Genomic DNA, 25,690 nt, shown 5'->3' on the forward strand with positions numbered 1-25,690 from the left:
CTAAAATATCCTGATTCACATTGATTCTAGTTTTGCTTAAAGTGTCTATTTTAAAGCAAATTTTAAATAGAAATATGTCATCAAAGTGACATAGACAGAACCAGAAGTATAGTCAATAATCTGTGTGCTTTTGTAGATTTTTCATAAGATGGTCATTTGAGAGGAAACATGGCAATACACGTAATACAAAGTCAGCGTATTGATGTTCTGTTGCAAGCCATGCAAAAAACCGTCTTTAAACCGGCCAAAAATGCCTTTCAAGTACTGCAAGCACAGCACTTTATTGTCCCTTCACCTGCGGTTGAGGCATGGCTAACACAAAAGTTGGCAGAACAGCAGGGCATCAGTGCCAACACACAGTTTCATCATCGTATCCGTGGTTTTCAATGGTCGGCTTATCAGTGGGTTTTGCTCGATCAAAAAGATGAAGTCCGTAAAGCCAATATTCCGCGATTGATTATTAAATGGCGCGTCTTCCAAGCCTTAAAAGAATTTATACAGGCTGAGCTGAATCCTTTAGAGGTTGCCCATCCGTTATATCCTATTATTCAGCGGATTTATGCCAGTGCTGACCGTTTGCAACAAGGCATTGATAAACAGCTGAAAAAACAAAGCATGCTGTATTGGGTGGCGGAGCAGGTTTCACGGCTGTTTAGTTTTTATATGGATTATCGTGGGCATTGCACCAAAGGTTGTCCAGTGCAAAGCTGCCGTTGTCAGACCAATTGGTTACAAGCGTGGGGCAAAAACCAGCCGCTTGATTTGGAGCAGATGTTCTTTAAAACTCAGCAAGAACTCAGTGCTTTCCAACTCAATCAAGCGCATGAGCTAGAGGCTTGGCAACGTTGGCTCTGGCAGGTGGTGTTCCATGCCGACTTTGAACAAATTCAGCGTATTGATACGGCATTTTGGGACTTACTCGATCAAGCAGAGACCCGAGAAGCTGCGCTGAAAAAGTTACCTGCGCAGTTGGTGGTGTTTACTGTTCTAGATTTACCGCCAAAGCAATTGGAGTTTTTGCACCGCTTGGGGCAATACCTTGATATCTTTATTTTTCACTATAACCCATCGCAAGAATACTGGGCGGACAGTGTCGATCCTAACTGGAAAGCGCGTTATGACGCGCGGGTAAAGCAGCGTTTTATTGAAAAAAATCCAAATGCCAATGATGCAGAGATTCAGCAGTTTTTTGATGAGTTTACCCTCAATTTTAATGCAGAAACCCGAGAGTCTCGTCATCCTTTACTGACCCGATTTGGTAAACAGGCACGCGACCATTTCTCTTTACTTTCCAGTCTTTCTTCAGGTGAAGATGGAGTATGGGCCGATGTCTTTGTGGATGAATACCCAGAAACTTTACTTGGTAAAATTCAGTCTGATGTCCTGTATTTGGTAGAGCCTGAACAGCATCAGTATGTCTTGGCTGAACAGGATGATTCAATTCAGATTCATGTCTGTCATTCCAGCCTCAGACAGCTTGAAGTCCTCAAAGATCAACTGACGCATTGGTTGGCTCAGGGTACGGCTGAAGCACCGCGACGTCCAAGCGATATTTTGGTGTTGACACCGAGTTTGACTGAGCTAGAGCCGTTTATTCGCAGTGTTTTTGCACCGCCTCCGCATGAGCGTGAGGCTTTGCAAAAGGGCCATCAACTGAGTAAAGACAGTATTTATTTGCCAATTAAGCTGGCAGGCGTGACTCAACTTGATGCTTTAAATGCATGGCGAGCTGTGTTGGGACGGATGGTCTTGGTGCGGGGGCGTTTCAGTATTGAGGACTTTGCCGATTGGCTCAGTTTAAATGCAACGCAGCAACGTTATGGCTTAGACATGAATATGATTGAGCGGATGACTGAGCTATTGATCAACGCGGGCTTTAAGCGCGGATTAGATGCTGAACATTTAAAACGCAGTCTGGCCGCAGGGGATGAGGACTATCGTTATAGTCTGAAGTTTGCTTTAGATCGTTTGGCTTTGGGCGTCGCTGTACCAGAACATGTGCTGTTTCATGAGACCTTGAGCTATGCCCAAGTACAGTCGAGTGATTTTGAGCTGATTGGTGTTTTGATTGAAATTTATCAGGATTTTAAACACCGTTCCGAGTGGATGATCGCGCATGAAACAGGACAACGGACGACGGCAGAAATTTGGCTGAATTGTTTGATGGATGATATTCGCGAGTTTGAAGCTGCAGGTGTCGAGTCTTTGGCCGCAGTGTATAAGATCGTCAAAAAACAAGAACGTATGCTGACTTTGGCAAGTTTCTATGACGAACACGATCATCATGCACTGCGCAGTTTAAGTTTACCTTTACCTTATGTGTTAGAGGAAATTCAAAAGACCTTAGAAGCGCAATTGGACTATGCTGAACCTACAGGGCAGATCACATTTAGTCAAATTGGTCAGATTCGACCTGTGCCGTATAAGCTGATTGTGATGTTGGGCTTGGACAGTGGCAAGTTTCCTAACCGCAGTGCGCATTTGCCTTTTGACTTGATGGATTTACTGAAGCCACAGCTGGGGGATCGTTCGCGTTTGGAAGACGATCAAAGGGCTTTTCTAGATGCGTTGTTGTTGGCACAAGAGAACGTATGGTTATTTTATAATGGCTTTGATATCAACGATGGTGAAGTCCGTGATCCGTCTACAGTGTTGCAAGAACTGATTCAGCATATGGCCTTTATTGTGCAGCCTGACACACAGACCAAGAGTGTCAATGCAACGGTTGATCAGCATGGCGTGGCTGTGCCTGCACAGTTGGCATCGCTGTATCATGTTCATCCTTTATTGCCTTTTGATCCATGTGGTTTTGAGTCTGAGCACAGTATCCGTTTTCAAGATCAATGGTTTCAGGTCGCGAGACAACTACAACATGCATCAGGGCAACGCAGCAGTTGGGTCAACACGCGGTATCCAAAATTAGAGCAAGACATTCAAGTTCTTGATAGTCAGCAGTGGATTCAGGACATCACTTTCCCTGCACGGCTGTATCTCAAGACTTTAGGCGTGGAAAACTTAAAACCAGAAGAGATTCCTGCAACGCAAGAGCCGTTACTACTTGATGGTTTAGGACGTTATGCCATTCGTCATTTTTTACAACAACATGAAGCAGAAGCAGATGCCAACCTTCTGATGGATCAACTCCCGATTGGTAAAGTGCAAGATGGGGTCTGGCAAATGAGCGTGCTTGAGCAGCAGCGCTTGCTGACCCGTTTACAACGCTATGCACCTGAGGCCACAGCCACGACCCAACAAGTCTGGAAGGTGAATGAACATTTACAGATCAATATTACCTTAGCCAAATACAGTGCTGAAAAATGGGTCAGTCTGGAAGCGTCTAGTGCAAGAGCAAAGCGCCGTGCCAAAGTTTGGTTGGAGTATTTATTGTGGTTGGCTTATGTGAATTTAGGTGAGGGCGGACAGCAATATCAACGCATTGTGGTGTTTAGTGACCGAACCATTTTATGTACTGGTGTGAGTTCAAATCAGGCGCGTGAATGGCTCAAGCCTTGGTTGAAAGCATGGGAGTATGCACAAACTCAGCCCTTGGTTTTACCTGCGGCCTTGCTGTTGAAAATTGCAGAAAAAGATAAAATGCATGAATGGCAACTGAATGATCAGGAACAGATGGTGATTGCGGATATGGATGCCATTTATAAAGTTTGGGAAGAAGATGGTCGCTTTAGTGGTTTTTCAATGACTGAAAATGAAGCCAATAAAGCACACCGCGACTGGCAGTTTATTTTACAAGAGCAGGATGCCAAAGCATTACTTGCCCATGCCTGTGAGCAGTTTTCTTATGAGCTATATCATCCGATTTTTTTGCATCAGCAAAGCCTTGAGGACTAAGTCATGACAGCCCAGTCTCAGGTCACTCCATCGAACATGTCTTATCAACCCATTGCCGATATGAGCTTTCAGGGCTTGCATTGGATTGAGGCTTCAGCAGGTACAGGCAAGACTTTTACTTTATCCAGTTTAATGGTACGCATTTTTCTCGGAGCCTATTTGCCGAATCAGGTGATTGCAACCACCTTCACCCGTGCTGCCGCCGCGGAGCTGAAAAGTCGCGTTCGAGCACGTTTGATTGAAACCTTACGTTATTTTGAAGGTTGCCAGAGTCTGACCGAGCGAGAAATACAGGCCAAAATATCTGTTGAACAGGATCCACTTTTTATCAAAGTGCTGACAGACTATGCACAGCGGGTCGGTTTCGCTCAAGAGCGTTTGAAGTTAGTGATTGACCAGTTAGATGAGTTATTTGTCGGGACATTGGACAGTTTTAGTCAAAAGCTACTGCGTGAGTTTTCTTTTGAAAGTGGCAAGATTGAGCGTGCAGATATCACCGATGATGCGCAGAGTTATACTCAACAGCTCATTCATGATGTGTTACGCGAGTGGATTCAGGCACAGCCGCAGCCTGTGGTGAATTATTTACTGTTAAAACAAAAATTAAAAACCGAACAGGCTTATGTGCCGATTGTCGAAAATAGTTTGAACTTTGCATCAGCACAGTTTCAACAGGTGGAAAAACCTGCACTTGATTTGACACAATTTGAACAAGCCATTGATCAATTTACTGCGCTGGATGTGACGCAAATTGAAAGCTTGAAGGACTATTATGCTCCTGAGGGGCAGTACCATGCAGTGCTGGGGAAAAAGTGGCGCACCGATGCTTTGATGCAGCGTATTTTATGTCAGGACTTACCTGCTTTTTTGACTGCACTGAAAGAGCAACGGGCTTATGCCTTGTTTGCGCCACATTTTGAAAAAACCTTAAAGCACTTGACCGACCTCGCGACGAAAAAAGTCTTAAACAAATGTGCCGTGGATGTATTGGAACAGTTTGAACAGCATCCAGTGTGGCGACAGGTGCGCAGTTTCCTAGAGGCGTTGGCAGAGCTAGAGCTTAATTTGGATGTGCTGGATGCGTATTTAAAATATCACTTAAGCTCCGAGGTGAAAAAGCGTTTACCACAAGTGTTGCAGCAAAAGAGTGAAACGACTTTTGCCCAACAAATTCGGACCTTGTCAGAAGCTTTACAGGGCGAGCAGGGCAGGCGCTTTGCCCAGTTTGTACAAGCACGCTATCCACTCATTTTAGTGGATGAGTTTCAAGACACCAACCAAGACCAAGATGACATGCTAGCGCGGATTTGGCGTGATGCCGAGCGCTATCATCAAGGCTGTATGATTATGGTCGGTGATCCGAAACAAGCTATTTATGGCTTTCGTGGGGGGGACATGCTGACCTATAACAAGGCACGTTTAGATGTTTTGGCAAAGCAAGGTCGGCAGTATAGTTTGAAATATAATCATCGCTCTGTGCAAAAGCTGGTACAGGTGGTGGATGCTTTATTCCAACGCCAACAGGACTTTGGTGAGCAGGTCTATTATCAGCCTGTAGAAGCAGGGACTCGACCCCATCCCGCTTTGGTCGATGCACAGGGTGAAAACCATGTTCCGCTGCGTTGGCTGTTACTTGAAGATAAAAAGAATGAAGCTCAACAAGTGGCATGGAAAATCCGTGATTTAATCAACCAAGGCATTCAACAGCAACTGTATGTGGCAGATGATCCGCCACAGTTTATGGGTGCAAATGATATCGCAGTGTTGTCGAAAAACCATGATGGCTTGGACAAAGTTCAGTTTGAACTAGAGCGTTTGGGAATTTTGGTCAACCGTCCGTCTAAACGCAGTGTGTTTGAAAGTCAGGTCGCGAAAGATGTCGGTGCGCTATTGACTGCAATGATGCATCCTTTTGATGAAGCCAAAGTTCGCCGTGCGCTTTTGAGCAGGCTATTGGCAATTGATTTAAAACAGTTACTGGAACTGGAAAAGCAAGCCAACGGTCTGAGCCAGTTTATGGCGGATTTTGATGATATCCGTGACATGTGGATCAATAAAGGCTTTTTAAGTGCATGGCAGTACGCTTTAAACCTGTTTAAGGTGTGGAAAAACTTGGTGGCCTACCAAAGCCGAGACAACGAACGGACTGTGGTCAATCTACGGCATTTGACTGAGTTATTGAGTCAGCATAGTGAGCAGTTTCAAGGCGCGCAGAAACTGTATCATTGGTATCTCAAACAGTTACATTTACCAGCGGAACGTGAGTGGGAGTTGGAGCGAAAACTCTCCAATGCCACAGGCGTACAGCTGATGACCATTCATCAGTCCAAAGGTCTAGAGTTTAAAATTGTGTTCTTGCTGGGTGCCGACAAAGACTTTAAGGAAATGAATAAAACCTTAAATTTTTCAACGCTGGAACAGATCAATCCGACGACAGGGCAGAGCGAGTTACAGCGTATCGTAGCGGTAAATGATGCCAATCTGTTAGATCCCGCCGCAATTGATCAACACAATGAACGAGCCGAAGCAGAACAGCATCGCTTATGGTACGTCGCACTGACCCGCGCCAGCCACCGCGTATATGCCTTACTGCAAGATCAGGAATATAAATCAAATACGGCATTGGCATTTTGGCGTGGCCAAGCCGGTAATCTGTTTGAGCATCCTGCCAGTGGTGATGAGGTGCTGCTGACTGAAAAGCCGATCCGTTTACAGCCAGCGGAGCAGCAAGAGGTGATTCAGTTGCAAGCTTTGGCCTTTCCTGAACAGCGTTTTTATCCACGTTCCAAAACCAGTTTTAGCGCGTTGGCACAGCATTTGAGTCGTAAAGAGGCAATGGATGCCTTGGCGGTTTTGAATGAGAAAGTTGGCAGTGCGGATGATGAGATCAATCATCCTGTACTTGAGGATGTGGAACTGAGTCAGCCTTTGGCGTGGATTAAACGGCAGTTTCCAATGGGGACGACTGCGGGAACTTTCCTGCACGAAATTTTCGAGCATATTGACTTTCAGGACTCACGTGACTGGGGACTGGAAATTCATCGTCGTTTTAAAAATGATAGCCCCTTACTGTGGCAAGAGTTATTGGGCAAATATCAACACGAATTTGGGCAGGATGATGAAACTCAATTGGTGCTGTGGATGCAAGAGTGGTTAGCAGATGTGCTCGAAACGCCTTTGCATGCAGGTTTTCAGTTGAAGCAACTCAAAGCCGATGAGCACTTGGCTGAGTTTCCTTTTTATTTGTCCTTGTCCGATCATGTGTTGGCGATTAAACGCATACAGGCATTGTTTCAAGAATATGGTATTGATCTGCTCGACTTAAATGAAGCCAACTCTGCTCGTTACCTGACGGGTTCGATTGATTTGGTTTATTTTGATGGTCAGCGTTATCACATTGCCGATTATAAAAGTAATTTCTTAGGGGCAGATCAGCAGAGCTATAGTTATGACGCAATCCAATTGAATATGTCACATGCCAGTTATTGGTTGCAGGCGGGCTTGTATTTGGTGGCTTTGCATCGTTATTTAACAGTGAATTTGCTGGACTATGATATTGAAGAACATCTGGGTCAGGCGAGTTATCTCTATTTGAGAGGGATGAATGGGCAGCCCAACCAAGGTGTATTAAGTTGGCATGCCAGCCCAGAGTTTATTTTAAGACTAGATGCCATCTTGGGTTATTTTGCTGAGGATACTTCTACTGAAAATCATGTAGGCAAAACTGCTGAATTAAGTGAAATTAGTCACCTATAAACAAACAATTAAGCTGTGGATAACTTTGAGGATAACCGTGTGGAAAATGTGTGTAAAGCCACTATTGATCAGGCTGTCGAGATAGATACATGGTTAACGCGTTGGAGTCAGTTTATTCAGCAGTCACCGCTAAGTAAAACAGGCCCCACCGAAGCCCGAAGTGAAGTGATTCAACAGGTCCTTGAAGCCATGCTACGCGGTGAGAGTTGTATTTCGGTTTCAGCTGAAGCTACCACTGTCTTAAATGATCTGATGATAGATGAACAGCAGGCACAGCAACAAAAAGCGCCGTTTGTCTATGATCAGGGGCAATTATATTTGTATCGTTATTGGGCTTTAGAGCAGTCCTTGGCCGAGCAAGTAGCACGGTTAAAACTGCAAAATTTAACGCAAGTGGATCTTTCAGCTTATGCCGATTTACTTGAAGATCCCTATCAAAAACAGGCTTTGGCGATGGTGGCCGAGCAGGCGCTCGCGATCATTACAGGTGGCCCAGGCACAGGGAAAACCTATACCTTGGCGCGGATTATTGCGGTGCTTAAGCAGAGTCTGCCTGATATTCGTATTGCGATGGCTGCACCGACAGGTAAGGCGGCGCAGCGGATGAAAGAGGCCCTTCAGAATTCTTTTCAGGATGAAAAATTACAAGACTTAGTTAGCCCAGATTTGAAAAACTTAAACCCTGTGACATTGCATCGACTCTTGGGCCTAGGAAACACGCAACAGCCGCGTTTTCATAGCAGACAACCCTTGCCTTATGATGTGATTGTCGTTGATGAAGCCTCCATGTTGGATTTAAATTTGGCGCAGATGCTATTTGCAGCCATGCCGAACCAAGCCCGTTTGATTTTATTGGGAGATGCCGATCAGTTGGCTTCGGTCGATGTCGGTTCTGTACTTGCCGATTTACAACACGTACCCGCTTTGGCTGAGAATAGAGTCAATTTGGTCAATAGTCGCCGTTTCAAATCAGATGCACGGATTGGAAAGTTGGCACAATTTATTCAACAGCAACCGTGTTTTGATTTAAGTAAGCATCCTGCCGAAAAACAGACCGTATTGCACACTTTTCAACAGCAAGTAGTACATGCCACGACTTTGAAGGTGGTTGAGCTGGATCAGGTCGAGGTTGATTGTCTACAACTCGAATTTTTGCCTGAGCAAGCTTTATCTGCAGAGCAGTTACAACATTATTATGATCTGTTGATGCTCGGCTTTCAGGGCTATATCGAAGCTTTAAAGCAATATCAGCAAAATCCTAATGAGTCTCTCGTATCCAAAGTAGTTCAATGTTTTGATGATTATCGAATTCTTGCTGCGATACGTCATGGGCATTTCGGCTTAAAACAGCTGAATTTGCAAATCGAGCAACGTTTATTGGAACAATCAAAACAAATCAAACAAGGCGAATGGTACTTAGGCCGTCCAGTAATGATGACCTATAACGACTATCAACTGGGGTTGTCGAACGGAGACATTGGCCTGTGCTTAGAGCGTATTCAACAAGGTAAGTTACAGTTTGAGGTCTATTTCCCCAGTCTGGATAAATGGGTTATGGCGACACGATTACCCAAAAATATAGAAACAGCTTTTGCGCTGACCATTCACAAATCGCAAGGCTCTGAGTTTACTCATACTGCGGTGGTTTTAGATCAGCAGGCTGAAAAATTACTCAGTAAAGAGTTGATTTATACTGCAATTACACGTGCGAAAAAAGTAGTGAGCGTACTAGCGAATAGTGATGCATTTGTGCACTCAATCGTGACACGAACGACACGGCAGAGTGGTCTATCAAGAAAAATTAACCAACAAATTCAATTGTGAAGTTTTAATAAACAAACAAGAGCTTTGTACGAAATAGCTTACATTGATTCAGGAGATTTGCGCATAGAGCTTTACTGAGGTTTTTGAGAAGATGGCTTCACATAAAGAGCTCAACACGGAATGTTGAGTATAATCGCAAAAAGATAATAATAACGTCAGTAGACAGCGAACTTACAGTGAAGTAAGTGAAAGAGGAAACTTACAGCCGCTAAGCCTTGTAGTTTTGGGAGAGACTACAAGGCTTTTTTATGTCTGCTGGATTGGCAGATTGTGACAAAAATTGTTTATTCATTTATCCAGAGAGATTTGACCCATCATTGCAACTGAGAAAAATATTGTGCGTACTTGTGTGAGTATATGTTTTTTAAAGGAGATAGGGGAAGAGCTTGAAAAGATAGTTTTTTAATCTAATATTTTGTTTTTAATATATATTTAAATTTATAAGTGGATTTTTCCTCTACATGTTTTGAATAAATATGGATGAATTGAGGATTTTTTGTAAGCAATCGCTTACATAGAGATGCGAAAAATACGACTTCTTTCTCATGCAGTATGTGGCAAAATATGTCACATAAGGACGTGATTGATTAAACATGGAATGTTTAATAAAAAGCGCGGAAAAGCGCATAATTATAATGATAAACAAAACAACAAGAACAAAAATAGAAGAAACTACAGCGCAAAAAAGCCCAAGTTCTACTTGGGCTTTTTTTTATATCTTAGATTCTCAGATGAAGTGCAACAGAGATTAATTTAGGTTTGGAGCAAGATGAAATAGCATTTTGCTACCGACCGACCAAAGTCAAAGTTTCACAATGAACTATACTCATCTTACCCAAGAAGAAAGATATCAGATTTACGCTTTACTGCGTGAAGGATTTTCTAAACGGCATATCGCATTCAGACTTCAAAGAACACCTTCTACAATCATTCGTGAAATTCAACGTAATAAAAGTCGAAATGGTTACTTTGCAAAGCATGCTCATAAGTTAGCTCGCAAGCGTTTATCTCCAAATCCTAGAACCATTTCACAAGATCAATGGCAAGAGGTAAAAAAGTTATTGTCTTTGCAATGGAGCCCAGAACAAATTTCTTCGCATATTGCCGTGAGTTTGCATTCTATCTATCGCTATATTCATCGAGATAAACGTATTGGAGGAAGTTTGTATAAGAATCTACGCTTTAGAAATCAACGTAAAAGAAAATATGGTCACCCTGAAACACGTGGTCAACTCACGAATCGTAGAAATATCAAAGAGAGACCTTTAGTTGTTGAAGAGCGTTCAAGATTTGGAGATCTTGAGATTGATACGATCGTTGGTAAACATCATCAGCAATCATTGGTCTCGATCGTTGATCGCAAAACAGGATATCTCTGGTTGAAGAAATGTTGTAATCGTAAGAGAGAAGATATATTAACAACTACGATTGAATTGCTTAGTCCAATGAAGATAAATTTAAAGACGATCACAGCAGATAATGGTAAAGAATTTAGTTTGCATGCACAGATTGCAAAAGCATTAGAAATAGATTTTTACTTTGCAGATCCATATAGCTCATGGCAAAGAGGCACAAATGAAAATACAAATGGCTTGATTAGACAATATATTTTGAAAGGAAGTGATTTAAATGATTATTCAGATCAATATATTGAAGAGATCACTGCAAAACTGAACTACCGACCAAGAAAAAGACTCGGCTTTAGAAGTCCGAGTCAGGTATTATTTCAAGAGCATGGTGTTGCACTTCAAATGCTAATCTAAGTATTTAAATGAAATCTTTTTCTGTCCGATCTGTAGCAAACAATAAGCGACGCTGACTCTTTAAAATTTTTGGACAATGCTTTGAGATCTGATAAAGCGTTTTTGCTAAAGCGGGTAAGTGAGTCCCGACGACTGATTTGCCTGTCGTTAACAGTGACACGCTAATATCACGCTCTGGGTCGGCCCAGCAAAGAATATTGGAAAAGCCTAAATGTCCAAAGGCTTGTCCCGTCATGGGTCCAAATAACCCAATAGGATTACTGCCTAACATTGGGCCTAAGGCATAACGCATTGGGACTAATAATGTCCGATCTAAACTGACTCCTGATGTAGCCAATGTCGAGCGTAATACAGTTTGGCTACTCATGATTTGTTTGCCTTGGTATTCACCACCACTCAAGAGCATTTCAAAGAAACGACCAGCTTGTTCAGCACTGGTATAAATGTTGCCCGCGGGGCAAATCGTGTCCATAAAACGGCTGTCATTGGTGATATCGACAGCGAGCTGTAGACCACCACCAAGGACGCGACCAAGATAATGATCTGTGCCTAAACTGGGATGTAGACCTGTGGCATAGTTTAAAGCGACATCTGCTCGATACTCAGGTTTTAAACCATAGTTGAAATAATCTAGTCCCATAGGCTTTTCGATATTTTGGGCTAGAAATTCACGAGCCGTCTGACCTGTGACCCGCTCGATAATTTCTCCTAAAATATAGCCAGCGGTAACTGCATGATAAGCCAAGTGTGTGCCCGAAGCTGAAACAGGTCGTGCGGCATAAAGCTGTTCTAAAATTTGATGTTTATCAAATAGCAGTTCGGGTGTGACTTGACTGTCTATACGAGGAATGCCACCACGATGTGCCAGCAAATGAAAAATGGTAGCACGCTGTTTGCCATTTACCGCATATTCAGGGATATAGTGGCTAATCGGATCCAGTAAATTAAGTTGGCCCTGTTCATTCAACAGATGAATCAACATGGCTGTGACGATTTTAGAGGCAGAAAATAAGCAAACTGGTGTATCGGGTGTGCCAATTTTTGCATCTGCCGCTAAACCATCGGGTGAGTTGCCTTGGGCATAGCCAATGCTGCGATTTAACAATATTTGTCCCTGACGACGTAAGCAGAGGCTGATAAAAGGGTAGTTTCCTGTTTTATATAGGGACTCTACACTGGCCCAAATGCTTTGAATTTGTACGTCATTCATGCCACCCAAAGTAGCAGAGACCTCATCCTTAGAACGAATCACGTGGTTGAGGTCTTGGGGAACATAACAGGTATTGGCGGATAAAAATTTCACAAATTTCTCACTATTCTTTGTTTTTTATTTGACTTGAGTCTGCGATTGAAAATTCTCATTGTCACTAGTGTGCATGATTTGTACAAAGCAGTCAGTTGCTGAATTGACTGTGAACTTAAAACATTTTTGCAATATAGCGCCATATCCCTTAAAATATCGAACTTGCTGTAGTGATGCACGGCAGTCAAATTGGTTTTGAAGAATCAATTTGATTTGTATCAAATGTAACTTATAAGCATCTCGGAGAAATCGAATGGCTTTAACAAACGCAGATCGCGCAGAGATCATTGCTAAATTTGCTCGCGCTGAAAACGACACTGGTTCACCAGAGGTTCAAGTAGCTCTTTTAACTGCTCAAATCAATGACTTACAAGGTCACTTCAAAGAGCACAAACACGACCACCATAGCCGTCGCGGTTTAATCCGTATGGTTAACCAACGTCGTAAGCTTCTTGACTACCTTAAAGGTAAAGACGCTACTCGTTACAGCGACTTGATTGCTGCTTTAGGTTTACGTCGTTAATTCGATTAAACTTTTATTTTCGGGCTATCGCATCTTGAATGCTTTATCGCTGAAAAAGAAAGTCTACCTCGCTTTCGCGAGGTAATGGGGAAGGGGCGAATGTTTCGCTCCTTCTTTGTGTCTTAAAATCATGTTTTTAATTTCTGGTGAGGTCGGCTTCTAAGCTTTGTCATTTCCACCGTTACTTGAAAAAAGTAATGTGAATGCCAAACCTTAGGGGTCTCCACTAGATAAATAACTGTTCAAAAGAACTAGGAAAAAACAATACATGTCTATGTTTAATATTATTCGTAAAGAATTCCAATATGGTCAACACACGGTTGTTTTAGAAACAGGTCGTGTTGCTCGTCAAGCAAACACTGTAGTGATCACGATGGGTGGTGTACAGGTTCTTGTTGCAATCGTTGCTCAACCAAAAGCAAAAGCAGGTCAAGACTTCTTCCCATTGACTGTTAACTACCAAGAAAAACAATATGCTGCAGGTCGTATCCCAGGTGGTTATGGCAAGCGTGAAGGTCGTCAGTCTGAAGCTGAAACTTTAATTTCACGTCTTATTGACCGTCCAATCCGTCCATTGTTCCCAGAAGGTTTCTACAACGAAATCCAAGTAACAGCGACTGTTATTTCTTCGGACAAAACCATGGAAGGCGATATCGCTGCAATGTTGGGTGCTTCAGCTGCGATGTCTATTGCTGGTGTTCCATTTGCAGGCCCAATCGCAGGCGCACGTGTTGGTTTAATCAACGGTGAATACATCCTTAACCCAACTTTAGAACAGCTTAAAGAATCTGATCTTGACCTTGTGGTTGCAGGTACTGAAGCTGCTGTATTGATGGTTGAATCTGAAGCGAAAGAGCTTTCTGAAGACCAAATGTTAGGCGCTGTACTTTTCGGTCATGACGAAATGCAAATTGCAATTCAAGCAATTAAAGAGTTTGCTGCAGCTGCGGGCGCAGTTGAATCTACTTGGGTTGCGCCAGTTAAAAACGAAGAACTTCTTGATAAATTGAAAGAAGCATTCGAAGCGAAAATCTCTGAAGCATACACAATTGCTGTTAAGCAAGACCGTTATGCTGCATTAGATGCGCTTCATGCTGAAGCTGTTGCTCAGTTTGTTCCTGAAGAAGATGAAACTGGTATTGCTGCTGAAGTTGACGAATTATTTGAAGACTTAAAATACCGTACAGTACGTGACAACATCTTGTCTGGTAAGCCACGTATTGATGGTCGTGACACGAAAACTGTACGTGCAATTGACGTTCAAGTTGGCGTGTTAGATCGTGCTCACGGTTCTGCATTGTTCACACGTGGTGAAACTCAGGCATTGGTAACCACGACTTTAGGTAATACACGTGATGCGTTGATGGTTGATACCCTAGCAGGGACTAAAACTGACAACTTCATGTTGCACTACAACTTCCCTGCATACTCTGTCGGTGAAACTGGTCGTGAATCTGGTCCTAAGCGTCGTGAAATTGGTCACGGTCGTTTGGCGCGTCGTGGTGTTCAAGCTGTTCTTCCTGCGGCTGACCGCTTCCCGTACGTGATTCGTATTGTATCGGATATTACTGAATCAAACGGTTCATCTTCTATGGCTTCTGTATGTGGTGCTTCATTATCACTCATGGATGCAGGTGTTCCATTGAAAGCACCAGTTGCAGGTATTGCAATGGGCCTAGTCAAAGAAGGCGAGCGCTTCGCAGTTCTTTCTGACATTTTAGGTGATGAAGATCACTTAGGTGACATGGACTTTAAAGTAGCTGGTTCTGCGAACGGTATTACTGCACTTCAGATGGATATCAAGATCGAAGGTATCACTGAAGAGATCATGGAAGTTGCATTGAACCAAGCGTATGCGGGTCGTATGCACATCCTCAATGAAATGAACCAAGTGATTTCACGTGCGCGTCCTGAAATTTCAATGCATGCGCCGACATTCCAAGTCATCAACATCAACCCTGACAAGATTCGTGACGTGATTGGTAAAGGTGGTGCAACCATCCGTGCCATTACAGAAGAAACCAAGGCAGCGATTGATATCGAAGACAATGGTACAGTACGTGTATTTGGTGAAACTAAAGCAGCCGCTTCTGCTGCTGTTGCAAAAATCCAAGCACTGACTGCTGAGATTGAACCAGGTACAATTTACACTGGTAAAGTTATTCGTATCGTTGAATTCGGTGCCTTTGTTAACATTCTTCCAGGTACTGATGGTCTACTTCATATTTCACAAATCTCAAACGAGCGCATTGCGAACGTGGCAGACGTGTTGAAAGAAGGTCAAGAAATTAAGGTACAAGTTGCGGACGTAGACAACCGTGGTCGTATCAAATTGACGATGAAAGACATCGAGCAAGTTTAAGTTCTGACAATTCACAGAGTATGTTCTATGTGAGTTGAGCGATATTGAAAAGCCTTGAGCTTTGCCAAATTAAACTTTGGCTTGCTCAGGGCTTTTTTTATGGCATCATGCTGGCTAAGACAGACAATAATAAATGAGATATGCAAAGCTATTATTTCTATCAACATCCTACTGCACAGCATACCTATGTGCAGAAACAACCGATTGCAGAGCAGGAAGCCGAATTTATCTGGGTGGAGTGTAGCCGTGAAGACGTAGTAAATCGCGCTGAACATTGGCAACAAGACATTTACGCGGCAACAGGGATATGGGTAAATGAATACCACCTACGTGATATTTTAAATTTAGAACATCCTTGTGCATTCGACACGTTGGAAGACTATGATTTATTGATCTTCCGAAAGCTGATTACACCTGATGACCAAATCAAGATTGATGCACAGGCTGTTGAAAAGCATGAGCGCGTATTTGGTTTGGCGACGACACCCATTAGTTTTATGCTCACGCCACAAGTTTTGATTACAGTTAGAGAGCAGGGCAATAAAGAAGTTGAAAGTTATATTCAACGGATTGAAACTGTTTTGGGGCGTCCGATTGAAGAACATAATAAGCCACGAAAACTCCCATCGACTCCATTAGATTTAGCACTGCGTTTATTAAACCATATGGTCGATGGTTATTTGGACTTGCGAGTTCCGCTCACGCGGCGGGTCGAGTTTTGGCAGCAGGAGCTTTTGCAAGGGCATCGTCGTTTTACCAGATGGCATCAATTATTGCAGGAAAATATGGCTTTTCAGCAGGTAGAAAATTTGTGTGAAGAACAGATCGAAACTTTGCAGGAATTGCGCGATGAAATTGTGGATAATTATTCGCACTTGAAAGGGAAAAAGCGCAGTGAAAAACAAGACATCATGTTGGTGCGTGTGGACGATTTGACCAGTCATATTGAACGTATTCAAAAGCACACGATTCGTTTGAGAAGTGCGGTACAGGCCGCTATTGATCTGCATTTCTCAGCGATTGCTAATCAAACCAATGAAAACATGCGTATTTTGGCGATTATCACTGCTATTTTTGCACCACTGACCTTGTTGACTGGGGTATATGGAATGAATTTTGAGTTTATTCCTGGGCTGAAGTCACCTACAGGGTTTTGGATTATGCTCGGCATTATGCTTATGACCACCATGACGTTGCTTTATTATTTCTATCGACGGCATTTGGTCGGTCGCGGGGAAAAGAGTGTTATTGATATGCTGGCTCAACAACATGCGGATCAACATATGAACCTGTTTTGGTTTATGGATTATGAGCCGATTAAACAAACCGTGAAAGGCACGATTAAAGATTTAGAGAAAATCACCAAATTAAAATAATTGGGTGATTTTCTGTATCGACAGTTAAAGCAAATGCGCTGTAACCTGACGCTCTTGAGGCAAACGCTATCCTTGTTCAATTTATTAGTCGGATATGTGGGCGTTGCAGAGCATTTAAATTTAAGAGGTTTTGAGTTGAGCTCCTTTTAAAATGCGATAAAGTTGATCTTTAATGAACAACTTTTTGCGTTTGAGGGGCTCAATCTCTCCACGATGAATCCGAACAGGATCTTGTTCGAGTAAACAAATTTCCTTGTCCAGCGCTTCATGGTCATCAAACATTTTAGAAAAATGCGGATTGTCTTCTCTAAGCTGTTGAATCATGTCTCGGTATTCAGGAAACATGTGCTTGGTCTTTTTATTACAAACTTTAAGTTTCATGGTTGCCGTCAAATCCTCTTTTAGCATAAAAAAAAGAAAGAAAGGCATGCGCCAATCTTTCTTTATAGAACTAGTGCTGAGTTGGTTTAACTGGGTCGGTGAGGTGTAAGTGTTTCACTTCACGACGGAGTTTTTGAACCTCATCAATTAAATCCAGCATCATTGCAACAGCAGTAAAGCTGGCATCAAAGTCACGTTGTAAGCGATAGGCTCGCCGTGCACGTGAGACATCATCACCAAAAAACTGGTGAATACGGTTATCGGGTCGGTTAGGCAGAATGTCATATTCCAACAGCTGTAAAACCCACTCCGGACTTTGTCCGCAAGCTTCAGCAAAATGCTTTAAATCAAAGCTATGTTGTTCATCAACAATTTCAGCGTGTCGACATCCGTCTAAAATAATTTCACGATAATGAATAGTCGTCATAATTTTCTCCTTAAGACTGACGCGGCTTGAAGTGAGGAAAGGCTTCAGCAAAGGCTTGGTAAGCCTGTTGCTCTTGCTCACTTTGCGCAGGAGGTTGAACAATATTTAAAATTAAATATAAATGCCCAGCGGTTTTGGCTGGAATCCCCTGATCTTTTAAACGTAGTTGTTGCCCATTTTTCGCGTTTTTAGGAATTTGGATTTGTAGTGTGCGGCCATTTGGCAGGGTGGCAGTTGTGCTCAGTCCTAAAGCGGCTTCCCACGGGCTAATGTTGAATTGGTGATAGACGTCGAGCCCTTCAACACGTGTGGTGTCTGTGTCTTTGTAGTAAATTTCGATATAGAGGTCGCCATTTTCACCCCCCTGAATACCCGACTGTCCTTGACCACTTAAACGAATCTGTTGTCCTTCTTTCATGCCTTTGGGAATTTTAACTTCCAGCGTTTTACGCTGAATTTCGGCCTCACCATAAGCATTTAAAGTAGGGATCTGTAAGGTAATGGTTTGGGTAGTGCCGTGGAAGCCTACATCCAAATTTACATCTAAACGTGCATGTTGGTCTTCACCTTTATGGGGTGTGCGATTTTGGTGTTGATATTGATAATTTGATCCACCAAAGCCTGATCCAAAACGACCAAATAAGTCTTCAAAGCCCGAAAAATCATGTGCCTGTTGACCACCCTGTGCATTCCGAAAGGCACCCTCAAAGCCACCAAAGCCTGTATTTTGATTAAATTGGTGAGCACCTTGCGGATGGTCAAGCTCAAAGTCGTATTCCGCTTTTTTTGTTTCATCACTCAAGGTGTCATAAGCTACGTTGAGTTCTTGCATACGTGTTTCAGCATCGGCTTCTTTGCTGACATCAGGATGGTACTTACGCGCCAATTTACGGTAGGCTTTTTTAATTTGATCGGCTGTCGCATCTCGCGTTAAACCGAGTATTTCATAATGGTTCTTCGGCATAAGTAAGAATTTATAAATTGATTAAGTTTTAATCATTATTCAGCCTTTTAGTCGATTTCTACAGTAAAGATATGTTCCTTATTGTTTCAAAACATGACAAGAAAAAAGCCCCCAATGAAAGGGGCTTTGATTGATGAGGGATACTTAATATTTGACCCAGATGATGTTACGTCCACCGCCATTTTCGGTCGAAGTTCCTCGAATCCGTAAGTGCTTACCATTATTACTGAGTCGTCATCCCGATGATCGGCTGGTTTTTATTCACACCATCACATTTTGTGCAATTTTCTATTTTGGTTGCTCCTGGAATTTCACGTGTACTCAGGATGATAGCTCTATAGAGATTATTTTTATCTTTTTGAATTTCAACATCTGCAAGCGAGTAGCCCGTCTTATCATCAATAGTTTTCCATTTTCCAAGTAATGGGTCGGACGCTGCAAAACAGGAGAAAGCCAAGCTACTGGTGAGTGCCAAAAGATAAACAGATCGTTTCATAACAACCAAGCCCCGAGGAAAAATAAATATAAAAAAGGCATAAAAAAATTATGGTTTTATTTATAACGAAATTTAAATGGAATGACCAGTAAAATATCTATGAATAAGAGTGATGGTTTATGTGAAAAATATGACTTTTATGAAACTTAAGACATAAAAAAAGAGCAGCGATGCTACTCTTTTTTTATGTCTAGGAGAAAGACTTAGCTTAAGTGCTCACCAAACAAGCCGAGCGCTTCTTCTGCACTAAAGCTGTATTGTGTGTTACAGAACTGACAGTCCATGGTAATGGGGTTCTGATGTTCTAGTGTTTCACGTACAGCTTCTACACCAATTTGCTCAAGCGCATGAGCACAACGTTCTTTTGAGCAGGTACAACCGAATTTCAATGCTTCAACTTCGGGTAAACGAACGTCTTCTTCGTTATAAAGACGGTAAAGAATTTCGCTGGTGTCTAACTCAGTCAACTCTTCTGCTTTAAGTGTCTCCGTCAACATGGTTAGACGTGGCCAAAGGTCTTGGTCAACACGTTCTTGTTCTTCTTCACTATTTCGCGGTAACAGTTGAATGAGTAATCCGCCTGAACGCTGAGCTGAGCTGGCTAAGACGATACGTGTTGGAATTTGTGCAGATAGGTCATAATACTGCATTAAGCAACCTGCAAGATTTGGCTTATCTAAAGCCACAATTCCTTGATAGCGCTCACCAAACTCAGGTTCAATATTAATAAACAGCACTGGGCTGACGAGTGTGCTCAACACGGTACTGCTACTTTCAGCGCTGTTAAAACGTGGGTCAGCTTCATAATCCGCCAAAGCACGTACTTCACCGAGGTGATTGCATTCCGCCATAGCCCATTTAAAGCTACCTGACGCCTGAATTTGTAAACTAATACGGCCTTTAATTTTTAGGGTGCTGGCAAGCAATGCCGTGGCACTGAGCATTTCGCCTAACAGTATTTGGATTGCTGGGGCATAATCACGCTGTGCCAAGATGGTTTGTAGGGTTTCTTCAAGATGAACCACTTCACCACGAACAGGACTATCTTCAATATAAAAGCGTTGACGCAAATCAGACATAAATTTCTCCAATATCCTGTCTTAATGGTGACGATATTGTAAAACACAAGTCATTTTACTTCATCCCGTGTCACATCTATTCGGTCATGTTGTAACTCACGCTGTAGGTCAACCCCCACAGGGCTTTGGCGCAATTGGGTATCACTTTCAAACAGATGTTCTAATTCGGCTAAAGCGTTACGATGTGTTTCATACACTTTCTGCTCATCGTTATAAATGCTTTGCTGCTGTGCGAGCAGTTTTTCATCATAATCGCGGAATAATTCGATGCTCTTATAAGCATCAGCTTCAGCAATTCCGAGATTGCGCAGCGCAAAATAAGCCATCCCCAAGGATGATAAATAGGTTTCACGCCAAATATGTTCGACCCCTAGATCACGCAGCAAGTGCACATGATGTCGGTCTCGTGCCCGCACCAGTAAGTTTAGGTCAGGGTAGTTGAGTCGAATATGGCGTGCCACATTCATTGAGTCCTCAATGTCATCAATGGCTAACACAAAAACTTTGGCATGTTCGATCCCTGCGGCACGCAGGATATCGGGTTGAGTGGCATCTCCATAGTAGAGTTTACCACCGTAGTTTCTGACAAAATCAACCTTGTCGATATTGCTATCAATGGCTGTAAAAGTCTGGTGTTGTAAGTGCACCAGTCGCGCTACAATTTGTCCAACACGCCCGAAACCCGCAATAATCATTGGGTTGTGTTGATCGGGAATGTCGTCATAGACGGGAGTAGTTTCTTTTTCAAATAGCGGTACCACCCAAGAACTCATTAGCCAGTATAGAATAGACGTCAGAATCATCGACAAGGTCACGATCAGGTTGATCGGCTCTAAAATGGCCTGTGTAATCACATGTTCACTCATGGCCACATTGAGCACTACAAAAGCAAATTCACCGCCTTGTGCCAAACAGGTTGCCAGCATCAAACTATTGCGCCATGAAAACTCGAAGTAGCGAGCTATGGCCGTTAATGCCAGCAGTTTGACCAACATCAGCAATAACGCACCGCCAATAATCAGACTTGGGGTTTCCCACAGGAGCGAAACTTGGGTACTCATCCCGACGGTCATGAAAAACAGACCGAGAAGTAGACCTTTAAATGGTGCAATACTGGCTTCCAGTTCATGACGGAATTCAGAGTCAGCAAGTAACACTCCCGTTAAAAATGCGCCCAAGGTGGTACTGATACCTAAGACATCCATCAGCGCGACCACGCCTAAGACAATAAATAAGCCGACTGCGGTAATCAGTTCATGCGCGCCACTTTTGGCCACAAAGCGAAAAAATGGACGCATGAGATAACGACTAAATAAGAATAAGCCTGTAAAGGTAGCAACAATAGCGGCAAAGTAGGCAATGCCATGATGGGTTGAGCTTGTTCCCGCAAGAAGGGGAATAACTGCAATCAGCGGAATTGCAGCAATATCTTGAAAGAGTAAAATGGAAAAGGACTGTTGACCAAACGTGGTGTTGAGTTGTTGTTTTTCGCTCAGAAGTTGCAGAACGAAGGCTGTCGAGGAAAGAGCGAGGGCAAAACCAATCACAACACTGGCTGCAATCTGTTGTTGCAAGGCAAAAAAGACGATGCAAGCGAGTAGAATTCCGCAGACAGCGACTTGTAAGCTCCCCATCACGAATATGGATTTACGCATTTCCCATAGACGTTGTGGTCGGAGTTCCAGTCCAATAATGAACATCAAGAAAATCACACCGTATTCAGCGAGTTTATGAATATCCTCAGGGTCATGGACGACATTTAAAACACTGGGGCCAAGTAAAATACCTGTAAATAAATAGCCGAGTACGGTGGCAATCCCGAGCCGTTTGGCTAGCGGAACGATCATCAGTGCCGCAGCCAAAAAGAGGGTGATTTGAAGCAGTAGAGACATTGCCCTGTCCTAAATTTTTTTCTTTATGTTTAAAGTTTAAGGGAGAATGCGACTCAGGTCTAAGCCTTATTCACCTACGGTCTTAACTTAACTCTTGTGGGTCAATATCGAGACTTAATTTCATGCCATGCGGCTTGTTGTGCCAGACATTTTGCCACCACTGACGAATATAGAAGTGCATACGTGCACGGTCTTTTGAGAGCAGTACCATATGCGCCTGATAGCGCCCAGCTTTACGTTCCATTGGTGCAGGAATAGGTCCCCAAATATCAATAGTGTTTTCTGAGGCTTGGCGCAGGGCTTGTGCATGTTCTTGTAAAAAACTTTGGTTCAGTTCTTGTTGTTTAGACTCACAGCGCAATAAAGCTGCATAGCGATAAGGGGGCATCCATGCAGCTTTACGCTCTTTCAGTGTTTGCTTGGCAAAGCTACGATAGCCCGATTCCAAAAGGGTATTCAGCAAAGGATGATCTGGACGTAGAGTTTGTAAATAGACCTCACCTTTTTTCTCACCACGTCCAGCGCGTCCCGCAACTTGGATGATGAGCTGTGCGGTACGTTCTGTGGCACGAAAGTCAACACTGAGTAAGCCTGAGTCGATGTCTAAAATCGCCACCAAAGTCACATAAGGAAAGTGATGTCCTTTGGCTAACATCTGTGTGCCGAGTAAAATGATCGGTTCGCTTTTTTGGATTTTATTATAAATTTTTTGCCAACTACCGACTCGACTGGTGGAGTCGCGATCAACCCGAATCACGTCAAAATTGGGAAATAACGCTTGTAGGTTTTCTTCAACTTTTGCGGTACCTAAACCAATCGGTTTCAGTTCATTATGTTGACACTGCGGGCAGTGCTCAGGCATACGGTGGATGGTGCCACAGTGGTGACAGTGGAGATGCTGATAAGGCTTTCGATGTACGGTGAAATTGGCATCACAATGTGGGCATTTTGATTGCCAGCCACAACTCTCGCAGATTAACACGGGCGCATAGCCTCGACGGTTTAAAAAAACCAAGACCTGTTCTTTTTTGTCTAAACGCTTCTGTATTTCATGAATTAGTTGTTGGCTGATACCATTTTGCTTTTGTGCCACTTTTAGATCAATCACATGCATTTTTGGCATGACTGCTGCACCAGCCCGCTGGTTCAGTTCCAAGCGGATCATTTTACTTTGTTCGACCAGTGCATAACTGTCGATACTGGGCGTTGCAGAGCCGAGGATAATTGGACAGTTTTCTAAGTGTGCACGGTATAAGGCCACATCACGAGCGTGGTAGCGGAAGCCCTCTTGTTGCTTGAATGATAAGTCGTGCTCTTCATCTAAGACAATCAAACCCAGATGTGGAAGGGGCGTATAGATAGCAGAACGTGTGCCAATCACAATTGAGGCTTTACCTGTTTGTGCGCTTTGCCAAGCTTGCAGGCGCTTAGAATCATTCAAACCTGAATGTAGTAGCGCAATATGACAGTGAAAGCGAGATTGAAAACGACTCACTGTTTGTGGGGTGAGACCAATTTCAGGCACTAAAACCAAGACTTGTTTGCCTTGTTTTAAAACCTCTTGCATGACTTGCAAATAGACTTCAGTTTTACCACTACCCGTTAAGCCATCGAGTAAGAACGCTTGATAGCTGTTCCGTACTTTTAAAATACGCTGAATGGCATGCTTTTGGTCCTCATTGGGGGTGAGAGGCATTTGTGCCAGTGTCATGGCTTGCGGTTTAAAGTCTTGAGCTTCAAGGATGCACTGGGTGATTTGCTTTTTTTCTAAGGTTTTTAAGGTTGTTGTTTCTACACCAGCCAAATTTAAAATGTTTTCAGAAGTTCCTGTGGGATGTAGTTTTAAAATTTTATAGGCATCTTGTTGTTTTTCAGAACGCTTTAATTTGTCTTCGGCATGGTCATCAATCAGCTTCCACATCCGTGCCAATAGGTTGTAAGGCTTACCTTGGCGTAAAAAGCTAGGTAACGCGGCATGCATCACTTCACCAATCGGAAATTGGTAATATTGTGCTGCCCATGTCAATAAACTTAAAACTTTAGCATCTAAAATAGCGCTGTCATCGAGCAACTCAGTTATGGCTTTGAGTTTAAAGCCTAAATCGAGTGGTTTCTCATCAGTGAGTTTCTCAACAATGACACCGACCACATTTTGGCGACCAAATGAGACAGCCACACGTGCACCGACTTCAGCTTGGTGGTATTGTTCAGCCGTTAAACTATAGTCAAAACAGTCATATAGATAAACAGGAACAGCCACACGAATACGGTAGCTCGGTGTGGTGGAAAGTGTATTCTCTGGCATAAAAAGCTCAAAATGTCCTGATGAAATTGTGATTGTGTGATGAATGAGTTGTGTTAGAGTGATGACATAATTTATAACTTAGAATATGAATGATTTTGATGCTGACATGCAACAGCACCAAATAACTAAATGGACAATTAGAAAGCGTAATCATGCCAGCATATCAATTTACCGCACTCGATGCCGCAGGAAAGCAGCAAAAAGGCGTGCTCGAAGGGGATTCAGCGCGTCAAATTCGGCAACAACTTCGTGATAAAGCGCTGATTCCAGTCTCGGTTGATCCTGTTGAACAAAAAGATAAGCACAGCAGCAAAACATGGTTTCAAAAACAAATTACCGCTTATGATTTGGCTTTATTGACACGTCAACTTTCTGTCCTTGTCGCTGCGGCCATTCCTTTGGAAGAAGCCATTCGTGCGGTCGGAAAGCAGTCAGAAAAAGCACACGTACAAAACCTGTTGATGTCAGTCCGTTCTAAAGTATTGGAAGGTCATTCATTAGCACAAGGTTTACAGCAGTCGGGGCGTTTTCCAGAGTTGTACATTGCCACGATTGCCGCTGGCGAGCGTTCGGGACATTTGGACTTAATTTTAGATCAGTTGGCAGACTACACTGAAAACCGCTTTGCGATGCAAAAGAAAATCCAAGGCGCGATGATTTACCCGATTATTTTAATGCTGATGTCTTTTGCCATTGTGATGGGACTCATGACCTATGTGGTGCCTGACATTGTCAAAACCTTTGACCAAAGCAAAGATGCCTTACCATGGATTACTGTGGCTTTGATGAAAGCCAGTGATTTTATTCGCGTGGCATGGCCGTTTTTATTGGTGGGCAGTGTGTTAGGCATCGGCTTATTATTGCGATTTTTAAGAACCACAGCAGGGCATTATGCCTTTGATCGCTTAACGCTCAAACTGCCATTATTCGGTAAACTTTCGCGTGGTATAAATGCTGCACGCTTTGCCAGCACCTTGTCGATTTTGACCCAGTCAGGTGTGCCCTTGGTGGATGCGTTAAAAATTGGCGCGGCAGTGAGTAATAACTGGGTGATTCGCGATGCGGTCAATCATGCCGCAGAAAAAGTGACCGAAGGTGGAAACCTGGCGACCCAGTTGGAGCGTAGTGGTTATTTCCCACCGATGATGGTACAAATGATTAAAAGTGGTGAAACCTCGGGTGAATTGGATCGGATGTTAGAGCGCGCATCGACCATGCAAGACCGAGAAGTGACAACGCTGATATCGACCTTGCTGGCTTTACTTGAGCCATTGATGTTGGTTTTGATGGCAAGCATTGTCTTGGTGATTGTGATTGCCGTGATGCTACCGATCGTCAACATGAACAATATGATTTAATTTTAAAAATATAAGATGGAAGAGAAAATTCA

General features: G+C 43.1%; 15 protein-coding genes and 1 pseudogene. 8 read left to right on the forward strand and 8 right to left on the reverse strand.

The window, feature by feature from the left end; genetic code table 11:
• Nucleotides 1–168: 168 nt before the first annotated feature.
• From ACE01U_RS06475 to ACE01U_RS06490, 4 genes are all read left to right on the forward strand, one after another.
• Nucleotides 169–3,849, forward strand: a complete 3,681-nt coding sequence (locus tag ACE01U_RS06475; RefSeq protein WP_395578985.1) for an exodeoxyribonuclease V subunit gamma — start codon at nt 169–171, stop codon at nt 3,847–3,849.
• 3 nt (nt 3,850–3,852) lie between these two features.
• Nucleotides 3,853–7,605: a UvrD-helicase domain-containing protein gene (locus tag ACE01U_RS06480; protein WP_395578986.1), complete on the forward strand. Its 3,753-nt coding sequence runs from the start codon at nt 3,853–3,855 to the stop codon at nt 7,603–7,605.
• A gap of 39 nt (nt 7,606–7,644) precedes the next feature.
• Nucleotides 7,645–9,429 (forward strand): exodeoxyribonuclease V subunit alpha, encoded by a 1,785-nt coding sequence (recD, locus tag ACE01U_RS06485; protein ID WP_395579048.1) that lies wholly within the window; start codon nt 7,645–7,647, stop codon nt 9,427–9,429.
• 815 nt (nt 9,430–10,244) lie between these two features.
• Nucleotides 10,245–11,192: an IS30 family transposase gene (locus ACE01U_RS06490; RefSeq protein WP_395578987.1), complete on the forward strand. Its 948-nt coding sequence runs from the start codon at nt 10,245–10,247 to the stop codon at nt 11,190–11,192.
• 4 nt (nt 11,193–11,196) lie between these two features.
• On the opposite strand, the gene ACE01U_RS06495 is transcribed toward ACE01U_RS06490, so the two are convergent.
• Nucleotides 11,197–12,495: a serine hydrolase domain-containing protein gene (locus ACE01U_RS06495; RefSeq protein WP_395578988.1), complete on the reverse strand. Its 1,299-nt coding sequence runs from the start codon at nt 12,493–12,495 to the stop codon at nt 11,197–11,199.
• A gap of 253 nt (nt 12,496–12,748) precedes the next feature.
• On the opposite strand from ACE01U_RS06495, the gene rpsO reads away from it, so the two are divergent.
• From rpsO to ACE01U_RS06510, 3 genes are all read left to right on the forward strand, one after another.
• A complete protein-coding gene (gene rpsO, locus ACE01U_RS06500) occupies nt 12,749–13,018 on the forward strand; it encodes a 30S ribosomal protein S15 (protein ID WP_004692669.1) in 270 nt (89 codons plus the stop codon).
• 274 nt (nt 13,019–13,292) lie between these two features.
• Nucleotides 13,293–15,380, forward strand: a complete 2,088-nt coding sequence (gene pnp / locus ACE01U_RS06505) for a polyribonucleotide nucleotidyltransferase (protein WP_395579049.1) — start codon at nt 13,293–13,295, stop codon at nt 15,378–15,380.
• Between the two features lie 140 nt (nt 15,381–15,520).
• Nucleotides 15,521–16,756 (forward strand): magnesium transporter CorA family protein, encoded by a 1,236-nt coding sequence (locus tag ACE01U_RS06510; protein WP_119064125.1) that lies wholly within the window; start codon nt 15,521–15,523, stop codon nt 16,754–16,756.
• 120 nt (nt 16,757–16,876) lie between these two features.
• Here the strand turns inward: ACE01U_RS06510 and ACE01U_RS06515 are convergent, their stop codons facing one another.
• The 7 genes and pseudogenes from ACE01U_RS06515 to ACE01U_RS06545 all read right to left on the reverse strand — a co-directional run bounded on the left by ACE01U_RS06515 (nt 16,877) and on the right by ACE01U_RS06545 (nt 24,300).
• Nucleotides 16,877–17,137 carry an HP1242/YdcH family protein gene (locus ACE01U_RS06515; protein WP_086209810.1) on the reverse strand — a complete coding sequence of 87 codons (261 nt, stop codon included), beginning with the start codon at nt 17,135–17,137 and terminating at the stop codon, nt 16,877–16,879.
• Nucleotides 17,138–17,207: 70 nt separating this feature from the next.
• On the reverse strand, nt 17,208–17,564 hold the full coding sequence (locus ACE01U_RS06520) for a chaperone modulator CbpM (RefSeq protein WP_086209667.1): 357 nt from the start codon (nt 17,562–17,564) through the stop codon (nt 17,208–17,210).
• Between the two features lie 10 nt (nt 17,565–17,574).
• Nucleotides 17,575–18,528, reverse strand: a complete 954-nt coding sequence (locus ACE01U_RS06525; protein WP_395578989.1) for a DnaJ C-terminal domain-containing protein — start codon at nt 18,526–18,528, stop codon at nt 17,575–17,577.
• Between the two features lie 144 nt (nt 18,529–18,672).
• Nucleotides 18,673–19,024 (reverse strand): annotated as a pseudogene (locus ACE01U_RS06530) (DUF2147 domain-containing protein).
• Nucleotides 19,025–19,227: 203 nt separating this feature from the next.
• Complete coding sequence (gene hslO, locus ACE01U_RS06535; protein WP_086209664.1) at nt 19,228–20,103, reverse strand: Hsp33 family molecular chaperone HslO; 876 nt, start codon at nt 20,101–20,103, stop codon at nt 19,228–19,230.
• Nucleotides 20,104–20,153: 50 nt separating this feature from the next.
• Nucleotides 20,154–21,995: a monovalent cation:proton antiporter-2 (CPA2) family protein gene (locus tag ACE01U_RS06540; RefSeq protein ID WP_110974268.1), complete on the reverse strand. Its 1,842-nt coding sequence runs from the start codon at nt 21,993–21,995 to the stop codon at nt 20,154–20,156.
• An 82-nt stretch (nt 21,996–22,077) separates the two neighbouring features.
• Nucleotides 22,078–24,300, reverse strand: a complete 2,223-nt coding sequence (locus ACE01U_RS06545; protein ID WP_110974269.1) for a primosomal protein N' — start codon at nt 24,298–24,300, stop codon at nt 22,078–22,080.
• Nucleotides 24,301–24,452: 152 nt separating this feature from the next.
• Between ACE01U_RS06545 and gspF the strand changes: the two genes are divergently transcribed.
• Nucleotides 24,453–25,658 (forward strand): type II secretion system inner membrane protein GspF, encoded by a 1,206-nt coding sequence (gene gspF, locus ACE01U_RS06550; protein ID WP_004692652.1) that lies wholly within the window; start codon nt 24,453–24,455, stop codon nt 25,656–25,658.
• Nucleotides 25,659–25,690: the final 32 nt, after the last annotated feature.

The sequence above is a fragment of the Acinetobacter halobius genome, from assembly GCF_044130335.1.
Taxonomy (GTDB): domain Bacteria; phylum Pseudomonadota; class Gammaproteobacteria; order Pseudomonadales; family Moraxellaceae; genus Acinetobacter.